Source organism: Corynebacterium ciconiae DSM 44920 (assembly GCF_030440575.1).
Taxonomy (GTDB): Bacteria; Actinomycetota; Actinomycetes; order Mycobacteriales; family Mycobacteriaceae; genus Corynebacterium; species Corynebacterium ciconiae.
On record NZ_CP047189.1, the window covers coordinates 2,331,677 to 2,354,102 of the forward strand.

22 protein-coding genes are annotated in these 22,426 nt (G+C 62.8%); 9 read left to right on the forward strand and 13 right to left on the reverse strand.

What is annotated here, in order from left to right; all coding sequences use genetic code 11:
• The first annotated feature begins 3 nt into the window (after positions 1-3).
• Positions 4-888 (forward strand): DUF3109 family protein, encoded by an 885-nt coding sequence (locus tag CCICO_RS10235; protein ID WP_018019468.1) that lies wholly within the window; start codon positions 4-6, stop codon positions 886-888.
• 18 nt (positions 889-906) lie between these two features.
• On the opposite strand, the gene CCICO_RS10240 is transcribed toward CCICO_RS10235, so the two are convergent.
• From CCICO_RS10240 to mshA, 4 genes are all read right to left on the reverse strand, one after another.
• Positions 907-1,596, reverse strand: a complete 690-nt coding sequence (locus CCICO_RS10240; protein WP_018019469.1) for a response regulator — start codon at positions 1,594-1,596, stop codon at positions 907-909.
• Positions 1,597-1,598: 2 nt separating this feature from the next.
• On the reverse strand, positions 1,599-2,990 hold the full coding sequence (locus CCICO_RS10245; RefSeq protein WP_018019470.1) for a sensor histidine kinase: 1,392 nt from the start codon (positions 2,988-2,990) through the stop codon (positions 1,599-1,601).
• Positions 2,991-3,369: 379 nt separating this feature from the next.
• Entirely contained in the window at positions 3,370-4,113 is a 744-nt protein-coding gene (locus CCICO_RS10250) for a phosphoglyceromutase (RefSeq protein ID WP_018019471.1), read from the reverse strand.
• A 116-nt stretch (positions 4,114-4,229) separates the two neighbouring features.
• Positions 4,230-5,492 carry a D-inositol-3-phosphate glycosyltransferase gene (gene mshA, locus CCICO_RS10255; RefSeq protein ID WP_018019472.1) on the reverse strand — a complete coding sequence of 421 codons (1,263 nt, stop codon included), beginning with the start codon at positions 5,490-5,492 and terminating at the stop codon, positions 4,230-4,232.
• A gap of 291 nt (positions 5,493-5,783) precedes the next feature.
• Here mshA and CCICO_RS10260 point away from each other — a divergent pair, with 291 nt between their 5' ends.
• Positions 5,784-7,520 (forward strand): long-chain-fatty-acid--CoA ligase, encoded by a 1,737-nt coding sequence (locus tag CCICO_RS10260; protein WP_018019473.1) that lies wholly within the window; start codon positions 5,784-5,786, stop codon positions 7,518-7,520.
• A 92-nt stretch (positions 7,521-7,612) separates the two neighbouring features.
• On the opposite strand, the gene CCICO_RS10265 is transcribed toward CCICO_RS10260, so the two are convergent.
• Both CCICO_RS10265 and CCICO_RS10270 read right to left on the reverse strand, forming a co-directional pair.
• A complete protein-coding gene (locus CCICO_RS10265; protein WP_018019474.1) occupies positions 7,613-8,398 on the reverse strand; it encodes a hypothetical protein in 786 nt (261 codons plus the stop codon).
• Between the two features lie 101 nt (positions 8,399-8,499).
• The gene (locus tag CCICO_RS10270) at positions 8,500-9,648 is read right to left on the reverse strand and encodes a UDP-N-acetylmuramate dehydrogenase (protein WP_083878288.1); all 1,149 of its coding nucleotides are present in this window, start codon (positions 9,646-9,648) and stop codon (positions 8,500-8,502) included.
• A gap of 24 nt (positions 9,649-9,672) precedes the next feature.
• Between CCICO_RS10270 and CCICO_RS10275 the strand changes: the two genes are divergently transcribed.
• The 3 genes from CCICO_RS10275 (at position 9,673) to CCICO_RS10285 (ending at position 11,977) form a co-directional block, all read left to right on the forward strand.
• Entirely contained in the window at positions 9,673-10,176 is a 504-nt protein-coding gene (locus tag CCICO_RS10275; RefSeq protein WP_018019476.1) for a DUF2505 domain-containing protein, read from the forward strand.
• Positions 10,177-10,227: 51 nt separating this feature from the next.
• Positions 10,228-11,058, forward strand: coding sequence for a hypothetical protein (locus tag CCICO_RS10280; RefSeq protein WP_018019477.1), 831 nt, complete (start codon positions 10,228-10,230; stop codon positions 11,056-11,058).
• 169 nt (positions 11,059-11,227) lie between these two features.
• Positions 11,228-11,977 carry an LmeA family phospholipid-binding protein gene (locus CCICO_RS10285; protein ID WP_156809836.1) on the forward strand — a complete coding sequence of 250 codons (750 nt, stop codon included), beginning with the start codon at positions 11,228-11,230 and terminating at the stop codon, positions 11,975-11,977.
• Here CCICO_RS10285 and CCICO_RS10290 read toward each other — a convergent pair.
• Positions 11,974-12,444, reverse strand: coding sequence for a hypothetical protein (locus CCICO_RS10290; protein WP_156809837.1), 471 nt, complete (start codon positions 12,442-12,444; stop codon positions 11,974-11,976). The two genes, CCICO_RS10285 and CCICO_RS10290, sit on opposite strands and share 4 nt — an antisense overlap.
• Before the next feature lie 145 nt (positions 12,445-12,589).
• On the opposite strand from CCICO_RS10290, the gene CCICO_RS10295 reads away from it, so the two are divergent.
• The 4 genes from CCICO_RS10295 to CCICO_RS10310 are packed head-to-tail and all read left to right on the forward strand — an operon-like array spanning position 12,590 to position 16,227.
• Positions 12,590-13,582 (forward strand): ABC transporter ATP-binding protein, encoded by a 993-nt coding sequence (locus CCICO_RS10295; RefSeq protein ID WP_040357615.1) that lies wholly within the window; start codon positions 12,590-12,592, stop codon positions 13,580-13,582.
• Positions 13,579-14,391: an ABC transporter permease gene (locus tag CCICO_RS10300; RefSeq protein ID WP_018019481.1), complete on the forward strand. Its 813-nt coding sequence runs from the start codon at positions 13,579-13,581 to the stop codon at positions 14,389-14,391. Before CCICO_RS10295 ends, CCICO_RS10300 begins: the two co-directional genes overlap by 4 nt.
• Positions 14,392-14,449: 58 nt before the next feature.
• Complete coding sequence (locus CCICO_RS10305) at positions 14,450-15,616, forward strand: sensor histidine kinase (RefSeq protein ID WP_018019482.1); 1,167 nt, start codon at positions 14,450-14,452, stop codon at positions 15,614-15,616.
• Positions 15,613-16,227 carry a response regulator transcription factor gene (locus CCICO_RS10310; RefSeq protein WP_018019483.1) on the forward strand — a complete coding sequence of 205 codons (615 nt, stop codon included), beginning with the start codon at positions 15,613-15,615 and terminating at the stop codon, positions 16,225-16,227. The genes CCICO_RS10305 and CCICO_RS10310 overlap by 4 nt, the downstream gene beginning before the upstream one ends.
• 37 nt (positions 16,228-16,264) lie before the next feature.
• On the opposite strand, the gene CCICO_RS10315 is transcribed toward CCICO_RS10310, so the two are convergent.
• The 6 genes from CCICO_RS10315 to CCICO_RS10340 form a co-directional block, all read right to left on the reverse strand.
• Complete coding sequence (locus tag CCICO_RS10315) at positions 16,265-16,534, reverse strand: DUF2516 family protein (RefSeq protein ID WP_026161404.1); 270 nt, start codon at positions 16,532-16,534, stop codon at positions 16,265-16,267.
• A 94-nt stretch (positions 16,535-16,628) separates the two neighbouring features.
• Positions 16,629-17,966 (reverse strand): DUF445 domain-containing protein, encoded by a 1,338-nt coding sequence (locus tag CCICO_RS10320; protein ID WP_018019485.1) that lies wholly within the window; start codon positions 17,964-17,966, stop codon positions 16,629-16,631.
• A gap of 477 nt (positions 17,967-18,443) precedes the next feature.
• Positions 18,444-18,776, reverse strand: a complete 333-nt coding sequence (locus tag CCICO_RS10325; RefSeq protein WP_018019487.1) for a hypothetical protein — start codon at positions 18,774-18,776, stop codon at positions 18,444-18,446.
• A 43-nt stretch (positions 18,777-18,819) separates the two neighbouring features.
• A complete protein-coding gene (locus CCICO_RS10330) occupies positions 18,820-19,569 on the reverse strand; it encodes a succinate dehydrogenase/fumarate reductase iron-sulfur subunit (protein ID WP_018019488.1) in 750 nt (249 codons plus the stop codon).
• Positions 19,569-21,578: a fumarate reductase/succinate dehydrogenase flavoprotein subunit gene (locus CCICO_RS10335; RefSeq protein ID WP_301354557.1), complete on the reverse strand. Its 2,010-nt coding sequence runs from the start codon at positions 21,576-21,578 to the stop codon at positions 19,569-19,571. Before CCICO_RS10335 ends, CCICO_RS10330 begins: the two co-directional genes overlap by 1 nt.
• Before the next feature lie 23 nt (positions 21,579-21,601).
• A complete protein-coding gene (locus CCICO_RS10340) occupies positions 21,602-22,357 on the reverse strand; it encodes a succinate dehydrogenase cytochrome b subunit (RefSeq protein WP_018019490.1) in 756 nt (251 codons plus the stop codon).
• Between the last annotated feature and the right edge of the window lie 69 nt (positions 22,358-22,426).

Sequence of the window (22,426 nt, forward strand, 5' to 3'; positions counted from 1 at the left end):
AGTGTGAACACCCCGCATGAGACGTCGACATTTCTTGGCTTTCCCGCCACCTCCCCGGCCGGCCGATCCATTCTCGAGGGACGGGAATTAGCACCCGATTTCCCCCGCCAATGGCTGGAATTTCACAACCCCGAAGACCCGAATCACCTGTTCAAAGTGGACATCACTTGGCTGACCGCTCAGTGGCGCTGCCACTTCGGCCAACCCGAGTGCCTTGGCATCGACGAGAACAACCGGGTAGTGGGGTGCTGCAATCATGGGGCTTTTCTCACAGACGAGTCCGATCAGGATCTGCTCTATAACTCCGTGGCTGAAATGCCAGCGAAGTTTTGGCAGCTTCGCCCAGCGGAAGTCGATGAATACATCGCCGCTGCCGACGCCACCGAGATCGAGCCGTGGCTGGAATGGGACGAACTCGAAAACGAAGACGGGGAGATGGAACCGGCGTTGAAGACGAAGCTTGTCGACGGCGCCTGCATCTTTGCCAACCGCACCGGACACGGCACAGGCCCCGGCTGCGCCCTCCACCAATACGCGATGGCCAGCGGCCAGGACATCACGGAGATCAAACCGGAGGTGTGTTGGCTGGTGCCACTGCGCCGCGAAGAGGAATGGGTCGTGCGCGCCGATGGCGCCGATATTCTCACCACCACCATCTCTGAGTATGAGCGCCGGGCGTGGGGCAATGGCGGCGAGGACTTTGATTGGTGGTGCACCTCCGCGCCGTCCTGCCACACCAGCGAGGAGCCGATGTGGCGCAGCTATGAGACGGAGCTGCGGCGCGTCATGGGCGATGCCTCCTATGACCGGCTCGTGGAGCTGATCACTCAGACTAAAGGCTCCGCTCTCGCCCATCCGGCCACGGTGGCGGCGAGGGAGCGTCGATAAGCGCCATGCGCTGAGGGGCTATGCCTCGAACTTGTAGCCCAAGCCGCGCACAGTAATGAGGTATCGCGGCTTGGATGGCTGCTCTTCGATCTTCGAGCGCAGGCGTTTGACGTGCACATCGAGGGTTTTGGTATCGCCCACATAGTCCGCACCCCACACCCGATCGATCAGCTGGGAGCGGGTGAGTACCCGTCCAGCGTTGCGCAGGAGATACTCCAAGAGATCGAACTCCTTCAGGGGCAGGGCGATCTCCTCGCCGTCCACGGTGACAGTGTGCGATTCCACGTCCATGCGCACTCGGCCACCCTTGAGTACCTGCTCATCGAATTCCTCCTCGGCAGGCCGCTCGCCGCCGCGGCGTAGCACGGCACGGATTCGGGCAATGAGCTCGCGGGAGGAATACGGCTTGGTCACATAATCGTCGGCGCCGAGCTCCAAGCCCACTACCTTATCGATCTCGGAGTCGCGCGCCGTCACCATGATCACCGGTACTTGCGAACTCTGGCGCAGCTGCTTGCACACATCGGTGCCGGACATCCCGGGAAGCATGAGGTCCAGCAAAACGATATCGATATCGTTGTTATTAAACTCCACCAGCGCCGAGGGGCCATCGGAGGCGGTTACCACCTCAAAGCCCTCCTTCGCCAGCAGGAATGCCAAAGGTTCTGCGAGCGATTCTTCGTCCTCAACAATGAGAATGCGCGTCATGGTTACTCAGTGCCATCCTTCCGCCTGCTGCCTTCATCGCGCGCACCCTGCTGTGGGGACGCGCTACTACTTCCCACATGATCCATCACACTGTCCTGCCGCACAGCCGGATGCTGCTCGACACCGCGGCGCCCACGTCCCCCTCCACGCGGGCGGCGGGGGAGCTTTGGGCGCTTGGGCGCTGCAACCGTTGTATCGGCGGGAAGCGCTGGAGCCTCAGACGTCAGCGGCTCACCCTCTCCGCTATCCCGGGCATCGAAGACGGGAAGCTCGAGGGTGAACGTCGACCCAATGTTCGGCTGAGACCACAGTTTAATCGATCCCCCGTGATTTGCGGTGACATGTTTAACAATCGCTAGCCCCAAACCGGTGCCTCCGGTTTGGCGCGAACGGGCCTTATCCACGCGGAAGAAACGCTCAAATACGCGCTGCTGATCCTCTTCCGAAATGCCGATACCGCGATCGGTCACCCGCACCTGCACGGTGCGCTCCCCACCGGGAGAGTGCACCACCTTCTGCGAGATCGTCACAGGAGTGGACTCTGGGGAGTAATTAATGGCATTCACAATGAGATTGGTGATGGCGGTAATCAGCAGGGTGCTATCTCCCCGCACCTGCACGCCCGAGGGCATATCCCGCATGATCTCGATGCCGGCGGCATCCGCCGCCAGCTTGTTACGACGCACCGCCTCATCGATCACCTCATCCACCGATACCGGCTTCATATCGGGCAACTTTTCTGCGCCCTGCAGCTTCGACAGCGCAATGAGCTCATTAATAAGCGAGGACATGCGGTGTGCCTCGTTGAGCAGACGCTCGCCGAAGTGCAGCACCGACTCAGGATCATCCGCGGAGTTGAGCAGCACCTCCGCCAGCAGCGCCATCCCACCCACTGGGGTTTTTAGCTCGTGGCTCACATTGGCCACGAAGTCGCGGCGCGCCGATTCCATGCGCACATGCTCCGACTCGTCGGTGGAATAGACCACCACGAAACGCTCATCCGTGAGAGTCAAGGGCGCCACCGTGGCATCCACCGCGGAGACTCGGCTGGCGAGCCGGCGGGGCAGCTCGAGGGAGACTACCCGGGCGTCTTGGTCGGCGAAGACCTCGAGCGCCGATGCCCAGATCTGGGTGTTGACCGTGTGCTCATGAATAATGCCCATCTCGTGGGCAGGCACATTGGACAGCACCACCGAGCCACTGCGATCAATCACCGCCACCCCTGTCGGCGATCCCTGCACGGTTAAGTGCAGCACCTGCGAGATCGTGGTGATGCGATTATCAGTGATCGTGTCGGCCTCGCGGCGGCGCTGCGCCCAGCGGCGCAAGAAACGAGCAAGCGGCATCATCACGAGAGCCCCGATGACTCCCACGATGATTCCGACAATAAACATGCGTTGGCCTTCTCTCACCCCACACGCGAAGAGTGTGGGCTCATGCGACACTCCACGCGACCGCGCAGGCACTCTCGGCCGCCACCGTCGCGCAATGTCTCCTAGACGCTGGTCTTGTGTCCCACCCAAGCACAGTTTGGGGGCCGCCGCTATGCGAGCAGCAACCACTACCGCGATGCGGGGGCAGCGGGCATGGTACGCCACGCCAAAGCCCGCAGTGCGCGCTCAGCCACCTCGGGCTTTGACACTGCGGGCTTGGGCACTACGGGCTTGATCCTAGATTGCACTCACCATTCACCCTATGCGGCGTCCGCCCCGAGGACCTGGCCGTGGGGGCAGACAGCAGCGGGGCGACGGATAAGGCTCTCTAGCGTGGGGGTTACTTACCACCCTGGGCGGCCACGGCGGCGGCTCCGGCGGCAGCAGCCTCCGGGTCCAGATAGGTGCCGCCGGGATTGAGCACCGTGCCGTCGGCGTCGAGCTCGTAAACGAGCGGGATGCCGGTGGGGATGTTCAGCCCAGCGATCTCCTCATCGGAGATGTTGTCCAGGTGCTTGACCAGCGCGCGCAGGGAGTTGCCGTGCGCGGCGAGCATCACGGTCTTGCCTTCCTTGGCCTTCGGCAGGATCTCTTCCTCGAAGTAGGGAACGAAACGCTCCACAACATCCTTCAGGCACTCAGTCTTCGGCACTGCGGGCAGATCGGCATAGCGCGGATCCCCAGCCTGGGAGTACTCGGAATCATCATCCAGCTCCGGCGGCGGGGTGTCATAAGAACGACGCCACGCCATGAACTGTTCATCGCCGTACTTATCCTTGGTCTCTGCCTTGTTCAGACCCTGCAGTGCACCGTAGTGGCGCTCGTTCAGGCGCCAGTCACGGATCACGGGAATCCAGTGGCGGTCAGCAGCATTGAGAGCGATGTTGGCGGTGTTGATCGCGCGACGCAGCAAAGAGGTGTAGAGCAGATCAGGCAGGACACCCTGCTCCTTGAGCAGCTGCCCACCGCGCTGCGCCTCCTCGCGACCCTTGTCGGTGAGGTTGACATCCATCCAGCCGGTGAACTGGTTGGAGGCGTTCCATTCACTCTGGCCGTGGCGGAGAAGAATTAGCTTTCCAGTCATGCTCACCATTGTGCCACGCTGAGGAGATCATCGCCGTGTGCTCCAGCTATTGAGTGCCCCACATTCACACACCCTGCTGTGGGCTCTTGCCGCCCCACCGGAAACTAGGGCAGCTGCTAGCCGTGCGCCTTGCGCGGGGCGCACTGATCCACCGGGGAGTTCAAAGCCTCCGAGTACACGGTCAGCAGCCGCTCCGCCGAGGCCGCCCACGAGAAGTTCAGGGCATGCTCGCGAGCGTTTTCTCCCATCTGGATGCGGGTGACATCGTCGGTGACCATGGTGCTCAGCGCCTCTGCCCACTCCTCGATTTCGTGACTGTCAGTGAGCAGGCCCGTCTCGCCGTGGCGCACCGCAATAGGCAGCCCGCCGACGCGCGCCGCCACCACCGGCGTGCCCGTGGCCTGGGCCTCCATAGCCACCAGCCCGAAGGATTCGTTATAGCTCGGCACGGCCACCACATCGGCGGCTTGGAACACCGTGGCCAGTTCCGAGGGCGGACGCGGCTCAAGGAAACGCACCACGCGGCCAATCCCGAGGCTATCGGCCATGCGGTAGTACTCCTCGCCAGTGGCATTAGGCCCGGAGGCGCCACCGCACACCACAACACGCACATTGAGTTCGGGTTCCTGCTCGAGCATGCGCGCTACTGCCTGCAACAGAATATGGGGGCCTTTGAAACGCTGAAGCCTGCCGACAAATGCAATCACTTTGGCATTGAACGGCAATCCCAATTCACGCCGTGCCCGCTCGGTGGCGCGATCATTACCGGGGGTGAACAAATCGGTATTGGCCCCCGGATAGACAATCTCAATTTTCCCGCGCTCGGCATCATAAAAGGAGACTAGATTGTCCTCTTCTTCGAGGGTATTGACCACGAGCCTGTCGGCATTATCCACAATTTGTTGCTCACAAATGCGGCGCGCCTCGGATTCCTCGGTGTCATCGGCGGTGCGGTGGGCGTTTTTCACCGCCGCGAGGGTGTGCGCGGTGTGCACCAGCGGCACTTCCCACAGATCCCGCAGCAGCCAGCCGACCTGGCCGGAGAGCCAATAGTGCGAATGGATGAGGTCATAGGAGAGTTTGTGGCAGCGCACAAACGCCAACATGCCGCCGGCGAAGGCCGCCAATTGGGTGGGTAGCTGCTCCTTAGCCAAGCCATCGTAGGGGCCGGCGACAATATTGATCACCCTAATCCGTGGCCCCACCTCCACAATTTCCCCTTGGCTCGGGCGGTGGGCCCGAGTGAATATATCGATCTCCATGCCTTGATCCGCCAGCGCTTGGGCCGTGGCCATGACATAGACGTTCATGCCGCCGGCATCGCCCTGCCCTGGCTGCTGCAATGGGGAGGTATGCATGGAAATCATCGCGATACGCATAAGTGTTTATTCTAGATCTCTTCCGCGCGCTCAGGGCACTTATCGACGCCACCCTCGCTCCCCTTCCCCACCCTGCCGCGCCACGAACGACACCACCGATGAGCGTGAAAGGTGCGGCCCGGCGCGGCCCCCAGTTAAGATTCAGATAAGAACACACGGTGCCCCCTCCCACACTAAACATGAGGGATTCATCGTTATACTGTTGGCAACCTGACCTCGATACGCCCAGAAGAGACGTCCGAATCTCTCACTTCGACGCCACGCTGATCGAAAGGCGAGCTCATCTCCACCATGACCGACCACACCACCACCCCGGAACCCGGTTCGAAGCCGTGGCTGAAGTACTACGCCGAGTGGACTCCCCACACTTTGGACTATGGCGAGACCACCCTGCTGGATCTGTATGACAACAATCTGCAGATCAACGGCGGCCGCCCAGCCACCTACTTCTTCGGTAAGTCCCTGACCTTTAGCGAGTTCGACACCCAGGTGCGTGCCTGTGCCGCCGGCCTGCGGGCACTGGGTGTGCGCAAGGGCGACTGTGTTGCCATCATGCTGCCGAACTGCCCGCAGCACCTCATCGCGTTCTATGCGGTTCTCAAGCTCGGAGCCACCGTCGTGGAGCACAACCCTCTCTACACCTCCCACGAGCTGGAGCCGCCCTTCGCTGATCACGGCGCCCATGTGGCGATCTGCTGGGATAAGGCCGCCAGCGTGCTGGAGTCGCTGCGCGGCTCTACCTCGCTGGAAACGATCGTGTCGGTGAACATGATCAATGCGATGCCGCTGGTCAAGCGCATGGCCCTGCGCGTGCCGCTGCCGTCGATCCGCAAAACCCGCAAGCAGCTTTCCGCCCCCGCCCGCAATTCGATTCCGTGGGAAACCCTGCTGGATCCGGTGATCGGTGGCGATGGCGCAGAGCTCGAGTCCTGCCCCGATGTCACGCCCGAGACTGTGGCACTCATTCTCTACACCTCGGGCACCACCGGTCGGCCGAAGGGCGCGCAGCTCACTCACGGCAACCTCTTCGCTAACCTGCTCATGGGCAAGTCGTGGGTGGAGGGCCTCGGTGAGCACGAGGAGCGCATGCTTGCCGCACTGCCGATGTTCCACGCCTATGGCATGACGATGGTGGCCACGCTCGCGTTCTTCGTGGGCGCGCAGGTGCTGCTGCTGCCGTCACCTGATCTAAAGTTGATTATGGATGTGGTGAAGAAAAAGAAGCCCACCTGGCTGCCGGGCGTTCCCACCCTCTACGAGCGGATTGTGGAGGCTTCGCAGGAAACCGGCATCGATATCAGCTGTTTCCGCAATGCCTTCTCTGGCGCGTCCACTCTGCCAGTATCTGTGGTGCAGGCCTGGGAGGAATACACTAACGGCCGCCTCGTGGAGGGCTATGGTCTCACCGAGTGCTCCCCGATTCTCATTGGTAACCCGATGACGAGCGATCGCCGCCCCGGCTATGTGGGGGTTCCCTTCCCCGACACCGAGATCCGCATCGCCAACCCAGAGAATCTGGACGAAACCCAGCCTTATGGCGTGGAGGGCGAGGTGCTCGCCCGCGGCCCCCAGATTTTCGCTGGGTATTTGAACAACAAAGAAGCCACCGAGGCTGCCTTCCACAATGGCTGGTTCCGCACCGGTGACGTGGGATTCATGGACGAGGACGGCTTCGTGAAGCTGGTCTCTCGCCTGAAGGAAATGATCATCACCGGCGGATTCAATGTCTATCCCGCCGAGGTAGAGGATGTGCTGCAGGGTCACTCGGATGTCACCGACTGCGCCGTGGTGGGTATGCCCCGCGGCGATGGATCGGAAAATGTGACCGCCGCAATCACCTTGGCCGAGGGCGCCACCTTGGACCCTGACTCCCTCAAGGCGTTCTGCCGCAAGAACCTCACCCGCTACAAGGTGCCGCGCGTGTTCTACCACTTCGAGGAGCTCCCCCGCGACCAGCTGGGCAAGATCCGGCGCCGCGATGTGCAGCAGCTGCTGGTGGAGCGCTACGGCAGCGAAAACGAGTTCTAGCTTCCCCTCAAGGCGCAGCCCCAGCTGCGCCCTACCCCTAGCCCCGCGCACTTGCTTGCCGCGGGGCTTTCTTCCTGCCTTGTGTGCCTCGGCTACTTGCGCACGAGGTGCACCACGGCGTTATCGCCACCGCGGCACGTGAAGCCGTCGGACTTCTGCGGCACGCACTTCATGGTGTATGTCGTGTGCGTGACCGGCGATGTCGCCTTAATCGTGAGAACGTCCGTGGCGTGTGCATGAGAGCGCATCTGCTTGGCTACCTCGGCGGCGAAAGGTTCGCTGGTAACAGAGCTGCCCGTGTAAAAGTCGAAGGTCCCAGTGGAACCGGCAAGGGTGCCATTGGGGCGGAAATGGTCCCGCGGCTGAGGAGCCCGGGACGATGTGCTCGTGGAGGAAGAACTCGAAGTGGACGACCCGGAGGGAGTCTCTTCTTCCGTGATCGTCTCGATCACAGTCTCTACTGCCTCTTCCTCAGCGCCGGTGGCAGCTGCCTCCGAGGGATCCTCCTGTTCACTGCCACCGCTAAAAACTTGTCCGAGAACCACCGCTGCACCAAGCACGCATGCGCACAGCACCACCACGCCCGCGATCACAACGGGAGTCTTGTTCCCTTTACCCTCCTGCGGCTGTTGTGGCTGCTGCGGCGGTGGGGACTGGGGCGGATGCGGCTGCTGCGGCGGTCCGTAGTGACTGGGCGGGCCATAACCGCCCGCTGCTGCGCCCGCACCGGCTGGGGCGGCAAAATCCGCGTCCGGCGAGTAGTTCTGCTGCACCGGCCGCATCACCTGGGTGGGCGGATCAGTGTGCTCATGGCTCGCCTGCTCCTGCGGATCGCGGAAACGGCGGAACTGTTCGCCGGAATTGCCGGTGTTGCTCATCGAAGATCACTCACTTCCCTATCGCGGCCATAACGCCACGCCGTAGCATCGTGCGGTGTTTTCGCCATTCTAAGGTTTCACCCCGACACGAGGGGGTGAAATCACACGTCGTCGATGCCCACACCCACCCAAATGGGCTCTGGTTCCAATGTCACGCCGAGGCGCTCGCGCACCCCGTCGCGCACCTCGCGGGCCAATGCCACCAGCTCTGCCGAGGTGGCGGACCCGCGGTTGGTCAGCGCAAGAGTGTGCTTAGTGGACAGCCGGGCGGGGGCGTCTGGCCCCGGGTGGCCGCGGTGGAACCCGGCGCGCTCGATCAGCCAAGCGGCGGAGAGTTTGGCTCGGCCTTCACCGCTGGCAAACACGGGCATCTGGGCTGCCTCTTCGTCGCCCACCAGCGCCGCCACGTTGGCGCGCACGGTGTCCACATCGGCGGAATCGATAATGGGGTTAGTAAAGAAGGACCCGGCTGAGTAGGTGTCGGGGTCGGCGTCGTCAAGCACCATGCCCTTGCCCCGCCGCAGCGCCAGCACTGCCGTGCGCACCTCAGCGACCGGCCGGCGCGGGGTGTCTTCCTCTTCCGCTACTCCGAGCTCGCGGGCGAGTTGGCCGAAGCGCAGCGGGGCGGATAGGCCGTCGGTGCTCAGGCGCATTTCCACGTCCAACACCAGCCCGCGCTGGGTGAACTTCAGGTTGGAGTAGCGATAGGACAGCTCGAGGGCGCTGGCCTCGACCCATTCCACCGTGTCGCTGTGCCGATCGTAGAGGCGCACCCGAGTGAGCACATCGGCGATCTCTGCGCCGTAGGCCCCCACGTTTTGCACGGGGGTGGCCCCGGCCGAGCCGGGAATGCCGGAGAGACACTCAATTCCGCCGAGACCAGCCTCTACGCTGGCCGCCACCACATCGTCCCACACCGCGCCGGCCTCGGCACGCACGATGCCGCTGTCTGCGTCTACGCGCACTTCGTCGAAGTCCATGACCACAGCCACCAGTTCAAGGGGGCCGTCCGCCACCACGAGGTTGGAGCCGCCACCGATGGCTAGTACGGGCACCTGGGCGGCGTCGCATAGCCGCAGGGCCTGCACTGCCGCCTCGGGGGTGGAGGCCACGGCAGTGAGGCGAGGCTGCCCGCCAAGGCGCAGCGTGGTGAGATCCGCCAATGCTATATCTTGGAGCGAAAGGCCCTCACACGCAGCAAGTTTCGATGCCAACTGGGAGTAATTAGGGGTGATAGTCGAGTCACTCACCCCTCTAACGGTAGTCTTAAGTCCATGGCTACTCGTACAACTACCACCGTGACCATTAATTTCCCACCCGCAGATGTCTACGCTGCGTTTGCGGATAAGGCGTATTGGGATCACAACACCGCCACTCTGTCCCCCGAGCCGGGCGAGGTGCACGAGTTCACTGCCGACGATAACGGCGCCAAGGCCGTGCTCTACGAGGTGATGCCCACCGATATGCTGCCGGAGGCTGTGAGCGCCATGATCAGCCAGGCACTCAAGATCAAGCGCGTAGTCACCTACAAGGCTCTCGAGGGCACCTCTACCGAGGGTTCCTACACCGCGGATGTTAAGGGCGCTCCGGTGGACTTTGAGGGCGAGATCGCCGTCAGTGGCGATGATTCCTCCACCACCCTGACCTACAACAACGTCATTACCGTGGACATCCCCTTCATGGGGCCTGCTATCGAGCCCAAGGTGGCTGACGCCGTGGGTGAGCTGCTCGCCAACGAGGCGAAGCTCACCGAAGAGTGGATCTCCTCGCACTCCTAAACTGCACAGAATGCTCCGAGACGCCGTGCGCGCAGAGCGCTGAGACACATCATGGCTGACCACGCGCACAATCTCGCATTCGCCTCCCATGCCCTTCACCGCCCCACCACCGGGCCGGTGGGCGTGGTCACGCGAGGCACCACTGGACATAATCGCCTGCGCAAACTCGATCGCTGGATGCACTACCAGCCCGAGGTGCGCAGGCTTGTGCGTTCCGCGGAGTCTCCCCTAGCTATCGATCTCGGCTACGGGGCATCTTTTACCACCACCTGCGAGTGGGCCCGCTGGCTGCGCCGCACCCGTCCAGATATTGAGGTGGTGGGCCTCGAGATCGAGCCCTCGCGGGTGCTGCCCCCGCGAGACGGAGTGCGTTTCGAGCTCGGAGGCTTCGAGCTTGCCGGCTACCGCCCACACCTCGTGCGTGCCTTTAACGTGCTGCGCCAATACGATGCCGGCCATGTTCTCGACGTGTGGCAGGCGGTGGGCGACAGGCTCGCCCCCGGCGGGTTCTTCGTGGAGGGGACCTGCGATGAACTGGGACGGCGCAGCTGCTGGGTACTGCTCGATCGCCACGGCCCCCGCACCCTCACCCTGGCATGGGATCCGCACCACACAGATAGGCCCTCGGAGGTGGCGGAGCGACTACCGAAGATCCTCATTCACCGCAATGTGAGCGGCGAGCCCATCCATGAGTTCCTGCGCGCCGCCGATGCCGCTTGGGAGCAGGCTGCTGGGTGGTCCAGCTTTGGCCCGCGCATCCGCTGGCGCCACGCATTGGACACCCTCGCCCGCCAGTATCCCCTGCACGGGTGGCGGCGCGGAGTAAGAGACAACCTCGTTACCGTGGACTTCGCCGCCGTGGCGCCGCGTTCGCTGGGATAGCCCGCTGCGCTAGCTCGCGGCTGTGGCTCGCTGCGCCAGCCCGCCGCCTGCTGGGCGAGATAAAGTCGCTCACCGAGCGTGTTAGAGCCGCCCGATGCCGCCCGGCGCCAGCCCGATCCGGGCGTGGGGCTAGTTGCCCGCGCTTGTTTTTTCGACCACACTGATACAGGTGTCTGCTTCTTCTGGGTCCAAGAACTCCCCTATGAAAATCCTTGTTGGTGTGCTCCTCGCCGTGCTGGTGATCGCGGTGGTGGCCGAGGTAGGAACCCGCTTCTATGTGGGTAAGCGCATCACTGATGAGGTGCCCGGCTCCTCGGTGAGCTTCGGTGCCTCCCCGCTGCTGCTCGGTGCCGCCACCGGCACCGTCAATCATCTCACCGTCACCACCGACAACACCCTTCAAATCATGGCTACCGAGGCTCACCCGGATAAGCCTCATGTCACCGGCACCCCAGAGGCCACGGTGGATATTGACAAGCTCAATATCCGCGGCGAGCGCCTCATGGCCGAGCACTTTGTGGCCGATGCGATCCTGCCGGATGATTATCTGCTGGCCATGGCGCAGCGTACGAAGGCAGAGCGCAGCGGCGGCAGTTTCTTCGCCGATCTCATTGAGGTCACCGACATCGACACCACCGGCAACACGGTGCGGGTGTTGATCAACGATGGCCTCGCCACCATGACGCTCACCCCGCAGGTGGGCTCCAACCAGTTGGAGTTTCATGTGGACAGCATCGAGGTAGGCACCGTGCGGCTTCCCGACGCCTTCTCCCAGGAAATTGGCCGCGCCCTGCAGGTGGCTGTCGCCGAGGCCACGGTAGACCTCCAGATCACCGAGGCTGAGGTGGTAGACAATGGTCTGCGCGTGACCGCGGTGGGCGATAACGTGGACCTCAACAGCCTGCAGGATCAGCTCTAAATCTCTACCGTGTCCGTGTAAAGCCGGCCGCAGCCGCTTAGCTCTGCGGTGGTGATCACTCCCCGCACTCCCATAGCCCGTGCCTGCGTGGCGCGGGCTTCGTGCTGTGCGGGATCAGTTTCAGGCCCGAGCACGATCCATAGCCCGGCGGGTTCGGGCACGGCCTCGCTGAGTAGCGCTACCTCGGCGAAGAAATGAGACTCATCGCCGGCTTGGTCAAGCATGGCGAGCACTCCTTCCGCCCCGGACTGCACCGCCAGCCGCGCCTCGCTCGCCTTGATCAGCGGGGCGTGATTGCCGCTCGGCCACCCAGCCGTGGACAGCACCGGCAGCTGCGCATACTGCGCAAGGTGCAGCTTGTGCGGTGGGATCACCACGGCGCCAGCCCCCGAGCTGGCCGCGGCATCCATACGGGCGCGGATATCCTCGTCACTCACCCCCGGATCGAGGGCCATCAACCATGTCATGGCTACCTAGGCTAGCCGATCATCTGCTGCGCCAGGGCTGGTGGCCAGCGCCGAGATGTTTGTGAGCCTGCTGATGACAGATGTCATGCACACCGGTGGCAAAGCACACTACTCCAGCGCCTCGCACCAGCGGATAGTGAAAGCCATGACGACACAACACTCTCCTACTTCTGAGCCGATAGTGCAGGTCTGCGGGTTGCGGCGCAGCTATCGCACATCCTCTCGCTCACCGCTGTCGCGCGGTGAGGAGTTCGTTGCAGTGAAAGATGTGAGCTTCGATATCCACAGCGGGGAGGTCTTTGGGCTGCTCGGCACCAATGGCGCGGGCAAAACCACCACCCTGTCCGTGCTGGAAGGACTCAACAGCCCCACCGCCGGCACGGTGCGAGTCTTCGGGCTTGATCCCCGCACCGATCGGGCGAAAGTGCGCCCTCGCGTGGGCATCATGCTGCAATCCGGTGGGCTGCCGCACGAGCTCACCGTGGCGGAAACTCTCCGTATGTGGCGCGGCACCTGTTCCACTCCCCGCCCCACAGCCGCTGTCCTCGGCGATGTTGATCTGCAGCACCGAGCCGATACACGTGTTCGATCGCTTTCTGGCGGCGAGCAGCGGCGCCTCGATCTCGCCTGCGCCCTCATCGGGGATCCGCAGCTGCTCTTCCTCGACGAGCCCACAACTGGGCTTGATCCCGAATCGCGCCAGCGCACCTGGCAGCTACTGCAGCGGCTCAACGCCAATGGCATGGCCATGGTGCTCACCACCCACTACCTGGAAGAGGCCGAGGCCTTGTGCGATCGCATTGCCATCATGCATCGCGGCGAGATTCACCTCCACGGCAGCCTCAGCGACCTTGTTGCCACCGTGCCTTCCACCATCAGATTCACCTGCGCCCCTGAGCACACGCCCGTGCTTATCGACGGCATCCGCGGCACCAGCACCACCCACGGGTCAGAGGTACGCATAGAGACCACTCACCTCGAAGAAGATGCCTACACGGTGCTCTCCCATGCCCACCAGCAGCACCTCGGCGTGCAGGATTTCACCGCCCAACCCGCCAGCCTGCACCAGGTATTCATGCAGATCGCCGGCGATACCAGCCCACTGCAGCAGACCACCACGAAGGAGAACCCACGATGACCACCGCCACCTCCGCGCTTCGCACCCCGCGCCGCTTAGTGTCGCTCGCCCGCGCCGAGTGGATTCAATTCCGCCGCAACAAGGTGATCCTCTTTATGTCCGCCTTCGTACTGCTGGTGATCCCCGTGCTGTTTTTTCGATCCATCTCTGGCGCCGAGTCAGCGGCAGATTCCCGCGCGCTCGCATCCACAGCACTGCAGATGCTCGTGCTGATGGCCATCGTGTTTGTGGTGTACTACTCCGTACTTTCGATGGCCACGACCCGCAGGGATGAAGGCGTGCTCACTCGGCTGCGCACCGGCGAGGCGAGCGACCGCGAGATCCTCCTCGCAATCTGCACTCCCTCCTCCCTCTTCGCGATTCTCGCTAGCGTGCTCGGCGGCGTTCTGTGCGTGGCACTCGGCTCCGCACTACCGATCAATGTCTTCTTCTACCTAGTGGCTATCCTCGGCGGAGTGGTGCTCGCCGCTGCGCTTGCGCTGATCACCTCGGCTTATACCTCCAATGCCGAGGCTGCTCAGGTGACCTCGATGCCCGTCATCGTTCTCGGCATGCTCTCGATTCCCACTCTCCGAGGTTTCCTCCCCGATCCGCTGGCTCTCATCGCAGCCCGCAACCCCTTCGGTGCTCTTCTCGACCTCGTCCACCTAGGCTGGACAGGGCAGAGCGATCCTCTCAACTCCGAGGCCGCGACCATGAACCTGGCCGAGACGTTCAGCTCCGGCGGCATGACTGTGCTGATCCTTATGGCGTGGTGTGTCGCACTAGTGCTACTGGTGCCACGTGTCATGCGCTGGGACAACCGCTAGAACTACAGATCAGCGCCCACCTATGGTTGGATCAGCCACCGGTAGAATAAGGCCTTAAATGAACTCCCTCATCCGCACCCCCGCTGCACTGTCGGTGGTCACCCGCGCGGTACTGGTGCCCATGCCCCTGTTTGTAGTGGCGCTGAGCACTCCGCCCACTGCGAGCTTTCTTGTGCGCACCTCGGGAACCTGGCCGGTGCTTCTCTCCTATCTGCTTACGCTGCCCATTGTCGCCCTCTGCGCTGGGGCACTGTGGCTCGCCCCAGCCTTGCGGATGCACACCAGCGCGAAGCAGCGGCGCCTGTTTCATCTCTGCACCCGTTGGGGAGTCATCAGCGTCTGCTGCGCCATAGCGCTCAGCGCGGTCCTACTCTCACTCGGTGGAGACACCGGCCAGGGCATTGCGCTAGTGGTGTGGTTTAGCTGCACGGTGTGCGCAAGCTATGCGCTGGTGCCGTGGACGAAGCAGCCAGCGATCCTCGCCCTCATACTCACGGCACTGCTGATTCCAGTCGCCACACACATGGGGTGGCTCGTGCTCATCTGGCCCCTGCTCGGGGAATTCACCACGTGGTGTTCACGCTGGACCTTCGATGTGTTTAAAGCTCAGCGGCGAGTGCACGATGTAGAGGCCGCGCTCCAGCTCTCCCAGGAGCGGCTGCGCATCGCCCAAGAGCTGCACGATAGTCTCGGCCATCAGCTCGCCGCAATGTCTGTGAAAACTCAACTTGCTGCCGCGTTCGCGGAGAAGAACGATCCCCGTCTCCGGGAGGAACTGCACCAACTGCACGCCTTGATCCACGACTCCTCCGAGCACATGCGCCAGGTGGTGCGGGGCTATCGCACCGTCGATCCCGCCACCGAGCTCGATAGCGCTCGGGACTTACTCAGTAGCGCCGGGATCACAGTGAATGTGCGCGGCGATCTTGCAGATCTTGCCGCACACACCGCCGATCACTCCATGCTCGCGTGGTTCATTCGCGAGGCCGCCACTAATGTGCTGCGGCACTCTCACGCCCGCCATGTCGACGTAGAGCTCACCCCGCAGTCGGTGACCATGACCAACGACGGCGCCACTGGCCCGCTGGGCCCATTGTCCGGACTCGCCGCAATCCGTCAGCGCTGCGCCCCACTGGGCATCACTGTCGAGCTTTACCAGCAGCCACACCAGCGGGTCAGCGCAGCGATGCGGTGGAACTGCCCCGAGGAAAGCGATAACTCATGACACACACATCCAGCATCAGCGTGGCCATCGCCGATGATGAAACACTCATCGCCACCTCCCTAGCCACCCTGCTCTCCCTCGAGCCTGATCTCGAGGTGCACAGCACCTGTTTTTCTGCCGAGGAGTTGCTCAACTGGGTACGAGTGCATCCCGTGGACGTCTGCGTGGTGGATCTGCACATGCCTGGTATCGATGGGATCGCCGCTACCGAAGAACTCACCGGTCTCGGCTTGGCCGTGCTCATCGTCACCAGCCACAGCCAGCCCAAGGGTTTAAGGCAAGCGCTCGCGGCGGGCGCGTCGGGGTTTTTGCCGAAAACAGCCACCGCCGAGGAATTCGGGGCCGCCATTAGAGCCGTGCATGCGGGACGACGCTACATCGATTCCAGCGTGGCCGCGGCCGCCTTCGATGCCGCCCCCAACCCGCTCAGCGCGCGCGAACAACAGCTGCTTGAACTCGTCCCCGAAGGCAGCAGCGTGGATCAGCTCGCCGCGGCCGTGCACCTAGCCCCGGGAACGGTGCGCAACTATCTCAGCTCCGCGATTGCCAAAACCGGCGGGGCTAATCGCTTCGAAGCCTATAAGCTGGCTGCGGACAAGGGGTGGGTGTGAATGGGTGCGAGGTGGCGTCGATAAGCACCCTACGGCGCTAGTAGTACTCGCCGTTGAGGATGCTCTTAATCTGCGGGCGTACATCCCACCAGTAGACGCCGATCACCACGATGCCGACCCAGCTGAGGATCGGAAAACCGATAAATGTGGCGAGGGCGGAGCCGAGCACCATGCCGAACCACGTCCACTTATCCTTGCGGTCGGCCGCATCGAAGGCATCCGGACGGGTACCGGCGATCTGCACGGCACCAATCGCGCCAGCGATGGACACCGGCCAATACAGGATCATGGTTATCAGCGATATCAACCTCGGCTCCTTAAAGAACAGTCGGGCGTTGTTCCACCCACATTACCGACTGCATGCAGCCGACAGGGCGGTAAATAGCGAAGTGAACCGGCGCCTAGAGGGCACCGAATAGCAGGTGGGACAGGGAGTAGATGGTCACGCCGGCAAGCGCGCCCACAATGGTGCCGTTGAGGCGAATAAACTGCAGGTCCTTGCCCACCATGAGCTCGATCTTGTCGCTGGCCTCATCGGCGTCCCAGCGTTCGATCGTTTCGGAAATGATCCCGGTGATCTCATCTGCGTAGTTGTCGGCGAGAAAGGCGGCGCCGTCGGTGATGCGGCGCTCGAGGGAGTTACGCAGCTGCTCATCGGTGCAGATATTGTGGCCCCACTCGCGGGCAGCACCGGCGATCTTGGTACGCAGCACCGAGTCCGGATCCTCCGCTGCCTCCACAATGGAGGTGGAGGCACCGCGCCAGATCGCCGCCGGAGCACCCTGGATGGCGCTGGATGCGAGCACATCCACCTTCCAGCTCTCCAGCTTGGCGATGGTCTCTGGGTCGTGCTGCAAATCCTGGGCAAGTTTAGCCACTACGCGGCGCATCTCCCGGCGGGCCTCGTGATTCTTATCGCTGGCCACCGCGGCAGTCCAGGTGGTGAGCTCGCGATAGACCTTGTCCGAGACGAGATCATTAACAAAACGCGGCGCCCAGCTGGGGGCACGCTCCCCGAGGAGGCGATCGATGAACGCCTCGGAGCTCCGCGCCTTCTTATCAGCCCACGCGGCCACCGCATCCACCACCGGTTCAGTTTTGCCCTCCTCGATGAGCCCCTCAAGGATCCGGCCAGCGGGCGGCCCCCACTCCGGCTCGGCGAGGCGGTCGATGAGGCCGCGTTGAATAATGGCCTCGGCCTCGGCAGGATCCAGCTCCCGCACGATCGCCGAGATCAACCGGCCTACCTCGGCGGAGGTGCGCTCGGCATTGCCCTCGGCCACCAGCCACTCGCCGATGCGCTCGGGAATCCGTGCCTGGGAGACCTTCTCGGTGATGAGCTCGGCGTTGAGGAAGTTATCGCCCACAAAGCCCGCTAGGGACTCACCGATCTGGTCCTTCTTATTGCGCACGATCGCGGTGTGCGGAATCGGCAAATGCAGGGGACGACGAAACAGGGCCGTCACCGCGAACCAGTCGGCGAGACCACCAATCATGCCGGCCTCGGCGGCGGCGCGCACGAACCCCACCCAGGTGGCAGTGTGCCCCGGTTGCCCCTCCATCCAGCGGCAGAGCAAATACACCAGGGTGGCGAAAAGCAAGAGGCCAGTTGCGATGGCTTTGTGGGCGCGCAAGCTGCGGCGACGCTCGGCCTCGGCTTCTGGGGAGGGGCCGGGCACGGCGAGCCGGCTCGGGGCAGTATCGGCAGGGGCTTGTGCCTGGGTATCGGCTGGGCTCATCGAGTGTCGTCCCATGGGTGTTGTCACTCTCGGGTAGGTAGAAATGTAAGCCACCCCCGTCTTCACCGGGGGCGGGGTGAACTGTTGCACTATAGCGCACGCCTCAGACATGTAGCGAGATGCGCGCAGTGCACAGGCATTATCCCCGCGGGTACACGGCGGTGGCGATGGTTTAAAGCATGGACATGCCTGTGCTGATAAAGCGCACTCCGACGAGCAGGGTGAGGATGGTGATGAGAACAATGAGAATGATCCAGCGGGTGCGATCGGACATGGGCACCTCCTCTCCGCGGCGTGTGTAGGCGTAGCAAAAACCGCCGCACTCAACGATCCTCATGGATGTCGCTTGCGGCGGCTTGATGTCTCACTTCTGCGCTGACGCTTCACCCGCGTCAGACGCTCACACCACCAGCGCCACATTGCTGTGGAACGCTCGGCGGCGGAGATACTGAACGAGGCTGAGGGTATGTCAGCGTGCTAGTTGTGGCGGCCAGTGCGCTTGACGTACGCCTTGTAATCGCGGCGGCCGTAGACCACCAGGGCGATACCGAAGAGCAGCACTGCGGCCGTGGCGATCACACCAACGATGGTGTAGGTGTGTGCCTCGGGCTGGGAGTCCACCGAGCCGGCGGCCAGACCGAAGAGAATGATGCCGGAGAATGCGATCGAGGAGAGGATGAACCCCATACCCCACCAGGTAGAACCCTTGAGCAGGGAGGAGTGCGGCGCCTCCAAGCTGACGGGATCATAGCCCTCGATGTAGTTGTCCTCGATACGCAGCTGTGCGTCCGAAACCTTCTTCGCAGACATACCCTTGCCTTTCGTTCAAGTTAAGCAAATGTTAAGAATCAGCTTAGTGATCCTTGGCCGAGAATGCAGCCCGGGCGCGCTCATAGTTGATGGACGCCACAGCGGTCAGCGGGATGCTGGCCGGGCACACGTCGGCACATTCACCGTACAGGGAGCAGGGCCCGAAGTTGGTCTCCAGCTCGTCAATCATATTGCGGGCGCGGCGACCGCGCTCTTCCTTACCCAGCGGCATCATGCGCAGGTGCACCAGCTTGGCGCCGGTGAACAGGTGGGCGGCACCATTCGGGCAGGCGGCTACACAGGCACCGCAGCCGATGCAGGCTGCGTGGTCCAGTGCGAACTCGTTGTCCTCGTAGTTCATGTGCATGGTGTCGGCATCAGGCGCGGTACCCGCGTTGATGGACACATAGCCACCCTTTTGCATAACGCGATCGAGGGCGGAGCGGTCGATCACCATGTCCTTGATCACGGGGTACGCGGCGGAGCGCATCGGCTCGATCTGCAGCTTGTCGCCGTCTTTGAAGTCCACCAGGCGCTGCTGGCAGGCAGGGGTGTTCTTCAGGGGGCCGTGCGGGCGGCCGTTGACCATCAGGCCACAGGTTCCGCAGATACCCTCGCGGCAGTCGGAGGCGAAGGCGAAGGGTTCCTTGCCTTCCTCAACGTACTGGGAGTTGACGTGGTCGAGCAGCTCGAGGACCGACATCTGCGGTACAGCGTCCGGAACCTCGACAGGCTCGTAATGTCCCTCGGTGTTTGGGCCAGCTTGGCGCCAAATCTCTAGATGCAGTTTCATTACTTGTAATTCCTTGTCATCAGCGGAACGGCTTCGAAGTACAGCGGTTCGGCGTGGCGGATGAACTTACCCTCGCCGGCGGGCTCCCATGCGGAGACGAAGCACCAGTTATCGTCATCGCGGCGGGCCTCGCCGTCTTCGGTGAGGTGATCTTCGCGGTAGTGCGCGCCGCAGGACTCGTCGCGGTCAAGAGCGTCAACACACATGAGCTCGCCGAGGTCGATGTAGTCGGCCACGCGCAGGCCGTACTCCAGCACCTGGTTCATCTCATCGGCCTTGCCGGGGATGTTGACGTTGGCCCAGAACTCCTTGCGCAGGGCGCGGATCTTCTCGATGCCGTCGGCCAGGTCACGCTGGTTACGGGACACGCCGCAGGAGAAGTACAGGATCTCACCGAGCTGGCGGTGGAAGTACTCCGGGCCGTGCTCGCCCTTGACGTTCATCAGGGTGGAGATGCGGTCCTCTGCGCGCTGCACGGCGGCCTTAGCCTCCGGAGAGTCGGCGGAGAGAACTTCCTTGCCGAGGTGCTCGCCGAGGTAGTTCGGAACAGTGAACGGGATGGTGAACCAGCCGTCCACAGAGGCCGAGAGCAGCGAGTTGGCGCCCAGACGGTTAGCGCCGTGGTAGGTCCAACCACACTCGCCGGCGGCGAAGAGGCCGTCCACCGAGGTCATCAGGTTGAAGTCCGTCCACAGACCACCCATGGTGAAGTGGCAGGTGGGGGCAATACGCATCGGCACCTTGTAGGGGTTCTCGCCGGTGGCCTCCTCGTACATGGTGAAGAGGTTGCCGTAACGGGCGCGAATCTTGTCCTCGCCGAGACGCTGGATGGCGTCGCGGAAGTCCAGGTAGGCCGAGTTGTGCAGCGGTCCCACACCGAGGCCCTTGTTGATCTGCTGGGAGATCGCACGGGAGGCCACGTCGCGGGGCACGAGGTTACCGAATGCCGGGTAGCGACGCTCGAGGAAGTAGTCGCGCTCCTCCTCGGGGATGCTGTTGGCATCGCGGTCGTCCTTCTCCGTCACCGGGGACCAGATGCGGCCGTCGTTACGCAGCGATTCCGACATCAGGATGGTCTTGGATTGCCAGTGCGAGTTCACGGGCAGGCCGGTCGGGTGGAACTGGATGAAGGACGGGGAAGCCAAGTAGGCGCCCGCATCGTAGGCACGCATCATGGCAGAAGCGTTGGAGTTCTTCGCCAGCGTGGACATGTGATAGACGTTGCCGTAACCACCGGTAGCCAACACCACAGCGTGGGCGGTGTGGGCCTTGATCTCGCCGGTGATGAGGTTGCGCATCACAACGCCATCGCAGTGCTTGCCACCCTCACGCTCGTTGATGATCAGATCAACCATCTCGTTGTGGGTGAAGATCTCCACGGTGCCCTCGTGGATCTGGCGCTGCAGCGCGGAGGCAGCGGAAAGCTGCAGCTGCTGGCCGGTTTGACCACGGGTGTAGTAGGTGCGGGAGACCTGCACACCACCGAAGGAACGGGTGGCTAGGGTGCCGCCGTACTCGCGGGCGAAGGGAGCGCCGATGGCGCTCATGTGGTCGATCACACGGACGGACTCATAAGCCAGACGCCAGCAGTCATGCTCGCGGCAGCGGTAGTCGCCACCCTTGACGGTGTCCTTCACGTGGCGGTACGCACCATCGTTGTCCACCTTCTTGCCACGGGCGGAGTTCACACCACCCTGGGCGGCGATGGAGTGCGCACGACGCGGGGCGTCGTGGTAGGTGAAGCACTTGACGTTATAACCCAGCTCGCCGAGAGCCGCAGCGGCGCCGCCGCCGGAGAGGCCGGTGCCCACCACGATCACGGTGAACTTGCGGCGGTTCAGCGGGGAGACCAGCGTCATGTGGTCCTTCTGGTATTCCCACATGTCCTTGGTGGGAACCACGCCGTGCGGTGCCTGGTCGTTGAGGACCGAGCCGAGGGAGACACCCTCCACTACGGAGGCAGGAGCCTCGAAGTTGTCGAGGAAGGACGTATCGATTTCTTTACTCATGGAACTTAACTCTCCTGGAATCCTTAGCTGATCCAGCCCGCAAGGACTGCGACGGGGATCAGCACGTTGCCGATCAGGACGATGGCGGGAACAAGGTAAGCAATGAAGGAGAGCACGGCACGCCAGCGCTTACCCACAATGCCCAGGTCGCTCACTGCCACCCACATACCGTGAGTGAGGTGCAGGAACAGGCAGAGCTGAGCAATGATGTAGAAGATGGCCACGGCGGGACGGCTGAAGGTCGCCACAACGTTGGCATAGACCTCACCGTGCTCGAAGGCCGAGGATGCCGCCGGCTGGACACCAATGGTCAAGTCCAAAAGGTGGAAGATGATGAAGGCCAGCAGCACGATGCCGGTGACGATCATGGTCTGCGTAGCGAAGCTCTGCAGACCGCCCATCTTGTTGGTGCGGCGGAACTTGCCGCGGGATTGGTGAGCGCGGCCCACAATGGTGAAGGCTCCCCAGATGTGGAGGATGATGCCCACCAGCAGGATAATGCGCAGAATCCACAGCACGGATCCATAAGGCATAACGGGCTCACCGACGGTACGGAAGAACTCGCCGTACTCATCGATTGCGGGGCGGCCGTCATGATCCGGCAAGAAGATCTTCAGGTTACCCACCATGTGAACAACGACGAATCCAGCAAAGATCAGGCCGGTGATCGCCATCGTGAGCTTCACGGCCCAGGTGGGATAACCCGGCCGCTCGCGAAGTGGTTTTTCAGTGATTTTGCCGTGCGCGATTGCGTCACGGTCGTCATATTTAACAGTCATGGCACCTCCAGTGTCGCTAATACCTTACGGCCGTTTTCACAGGCAGAACCACTCGCTCCATAAGTGGGT

Excerpts from the sequence above, each read along its gene's own strand:
- CCICO_RS10295 (WP_040357615.1), top strand. The coding sequence starts at position 12,590 with ATGACGACACAACACTCTCCTACTTCTGAGCCGATAGTGCAGGTCTGC.
- CCICO_RS10280 (WP_018019477.1), top strand. The coding sequence starts at position 10,228 with ATGGCTGACCACGCGCACAATCTCGCATTCGCCTCCCATGCCCTTCAC.
- CCICO_RS10310 (WP_018019483.1), top strand. The coding sequence starts at position 15,613 with ATGACACACACATCCAGCATCAGCGTGGCCATCGCCGATGATGAAACA.
- CCICO_RS10245 (WP_018019470.1), bottom strand. The coding sequence starts at position 2,990 with ATGTTTATTGTCGGAATCATCGTGGGAGTCATCGGGGCTCTCGTGATG.
- CCICO_RS10290 (WP_156809837.1), bottom strand. The coding sequence starts at position 12,444 with ATGACATGGTTGATGGCCCTCGATCCGGGGGTGAGTGACGAGGATATC.
- CCICO_RS10335 (WP_301354557.1), bottom strand. The coding sequence starts at position 21,578 with ATGAGTAAAGAAATCGATACGTCCTTCCTCGACAACTTCGAGGCTCCT.
- CCICO_RS10240 (WP_018019469.1), bottom strand. The coding sequence starts at position 1,596 with ATGACGCGCATTCTCATTGTTGAGGACGAAGAATCGCTCGCAGAACCT.
- CCICO_RS10320 (WP_018019485.1), bottom strand. The coding sequence starts at position 17,966 with ATGAGCCCAGCCGATACCCAGGCACAAGCCCCTGCCGATACTGCCCCG.
- CCICO_RS10265 (WP_018019474.1), bottom strand. The coding sequence starts at position 8,398 with ATGAGCAACACCGGCAATTCCGGCGAACAGTTCCGCCGTTTCCGCGAT.
- mshA (WP_018019472.1), bottom strand. The coding sequence starts at position 5,492 with ATGCGTATCGCGATGATTTCCATGCATACCTCCCCATTGCAGCAGCCA.
- CCICO_RS10330 (WP_018019488.1), bottom strand. The coding sequence starts at position 19,569 with ATGAAACTGCATCTAGAGATTTGGCGCCAAGCTGGCCCAAACACCGAG.
- CCICO_RS10325 (WP_018019487.1), bottom strand. The coding sequence starts at position 18,776 with ATGTCTGCGAAGAAGGTTTCGGACGCACAGCTGCGTATCGAGGACAAC.
- CCICO_RS10305 (WP_018019482.1), top strand. The coding sequence starts at position 14,450 with ATGAACTCCCTCATCCGCACCCCCGCTGCACTGTCGGTGGTCACCCGC.
- CCICO_RS10275 (WP_018019476.1), top strand. The coding sequence starts at position 9,673 with ATGGCTACTCGTACAACTACCACCGTGACCATTAATTTCCCACCCGCA.
- CCICO_RS10340 (WP_018019490.1), bottom strand. The coding sequence starts at position 22,357 with ATGACTGTTAAATATGACGACCGTGACGCAATCGCGCACGGCAAAATC.
- CCICO_RS10300 (WP_018019481.1), top strand. The coding sequence starts at position 13,579 with ATGACCACCGCCACCTCCGCGCTTCGCACCCCGCGCCGCTTAGTGTCG.
- CCICO_RS10260 (WP_018019473.1), top strand. The coding sequence starts at position 5,784 with ATGACCGACCACACCACCACCCCGGAACCCGGTTCGAAGCCGTGGCTG.
- CCICO_RS10250 (WP_018019471.1), bottom strand. The coding sequence starts at position 4,113 with ATGACTGGAAAGCTAATTCTTCTCCGCCACGGCCAGAGTGAATGGAAC.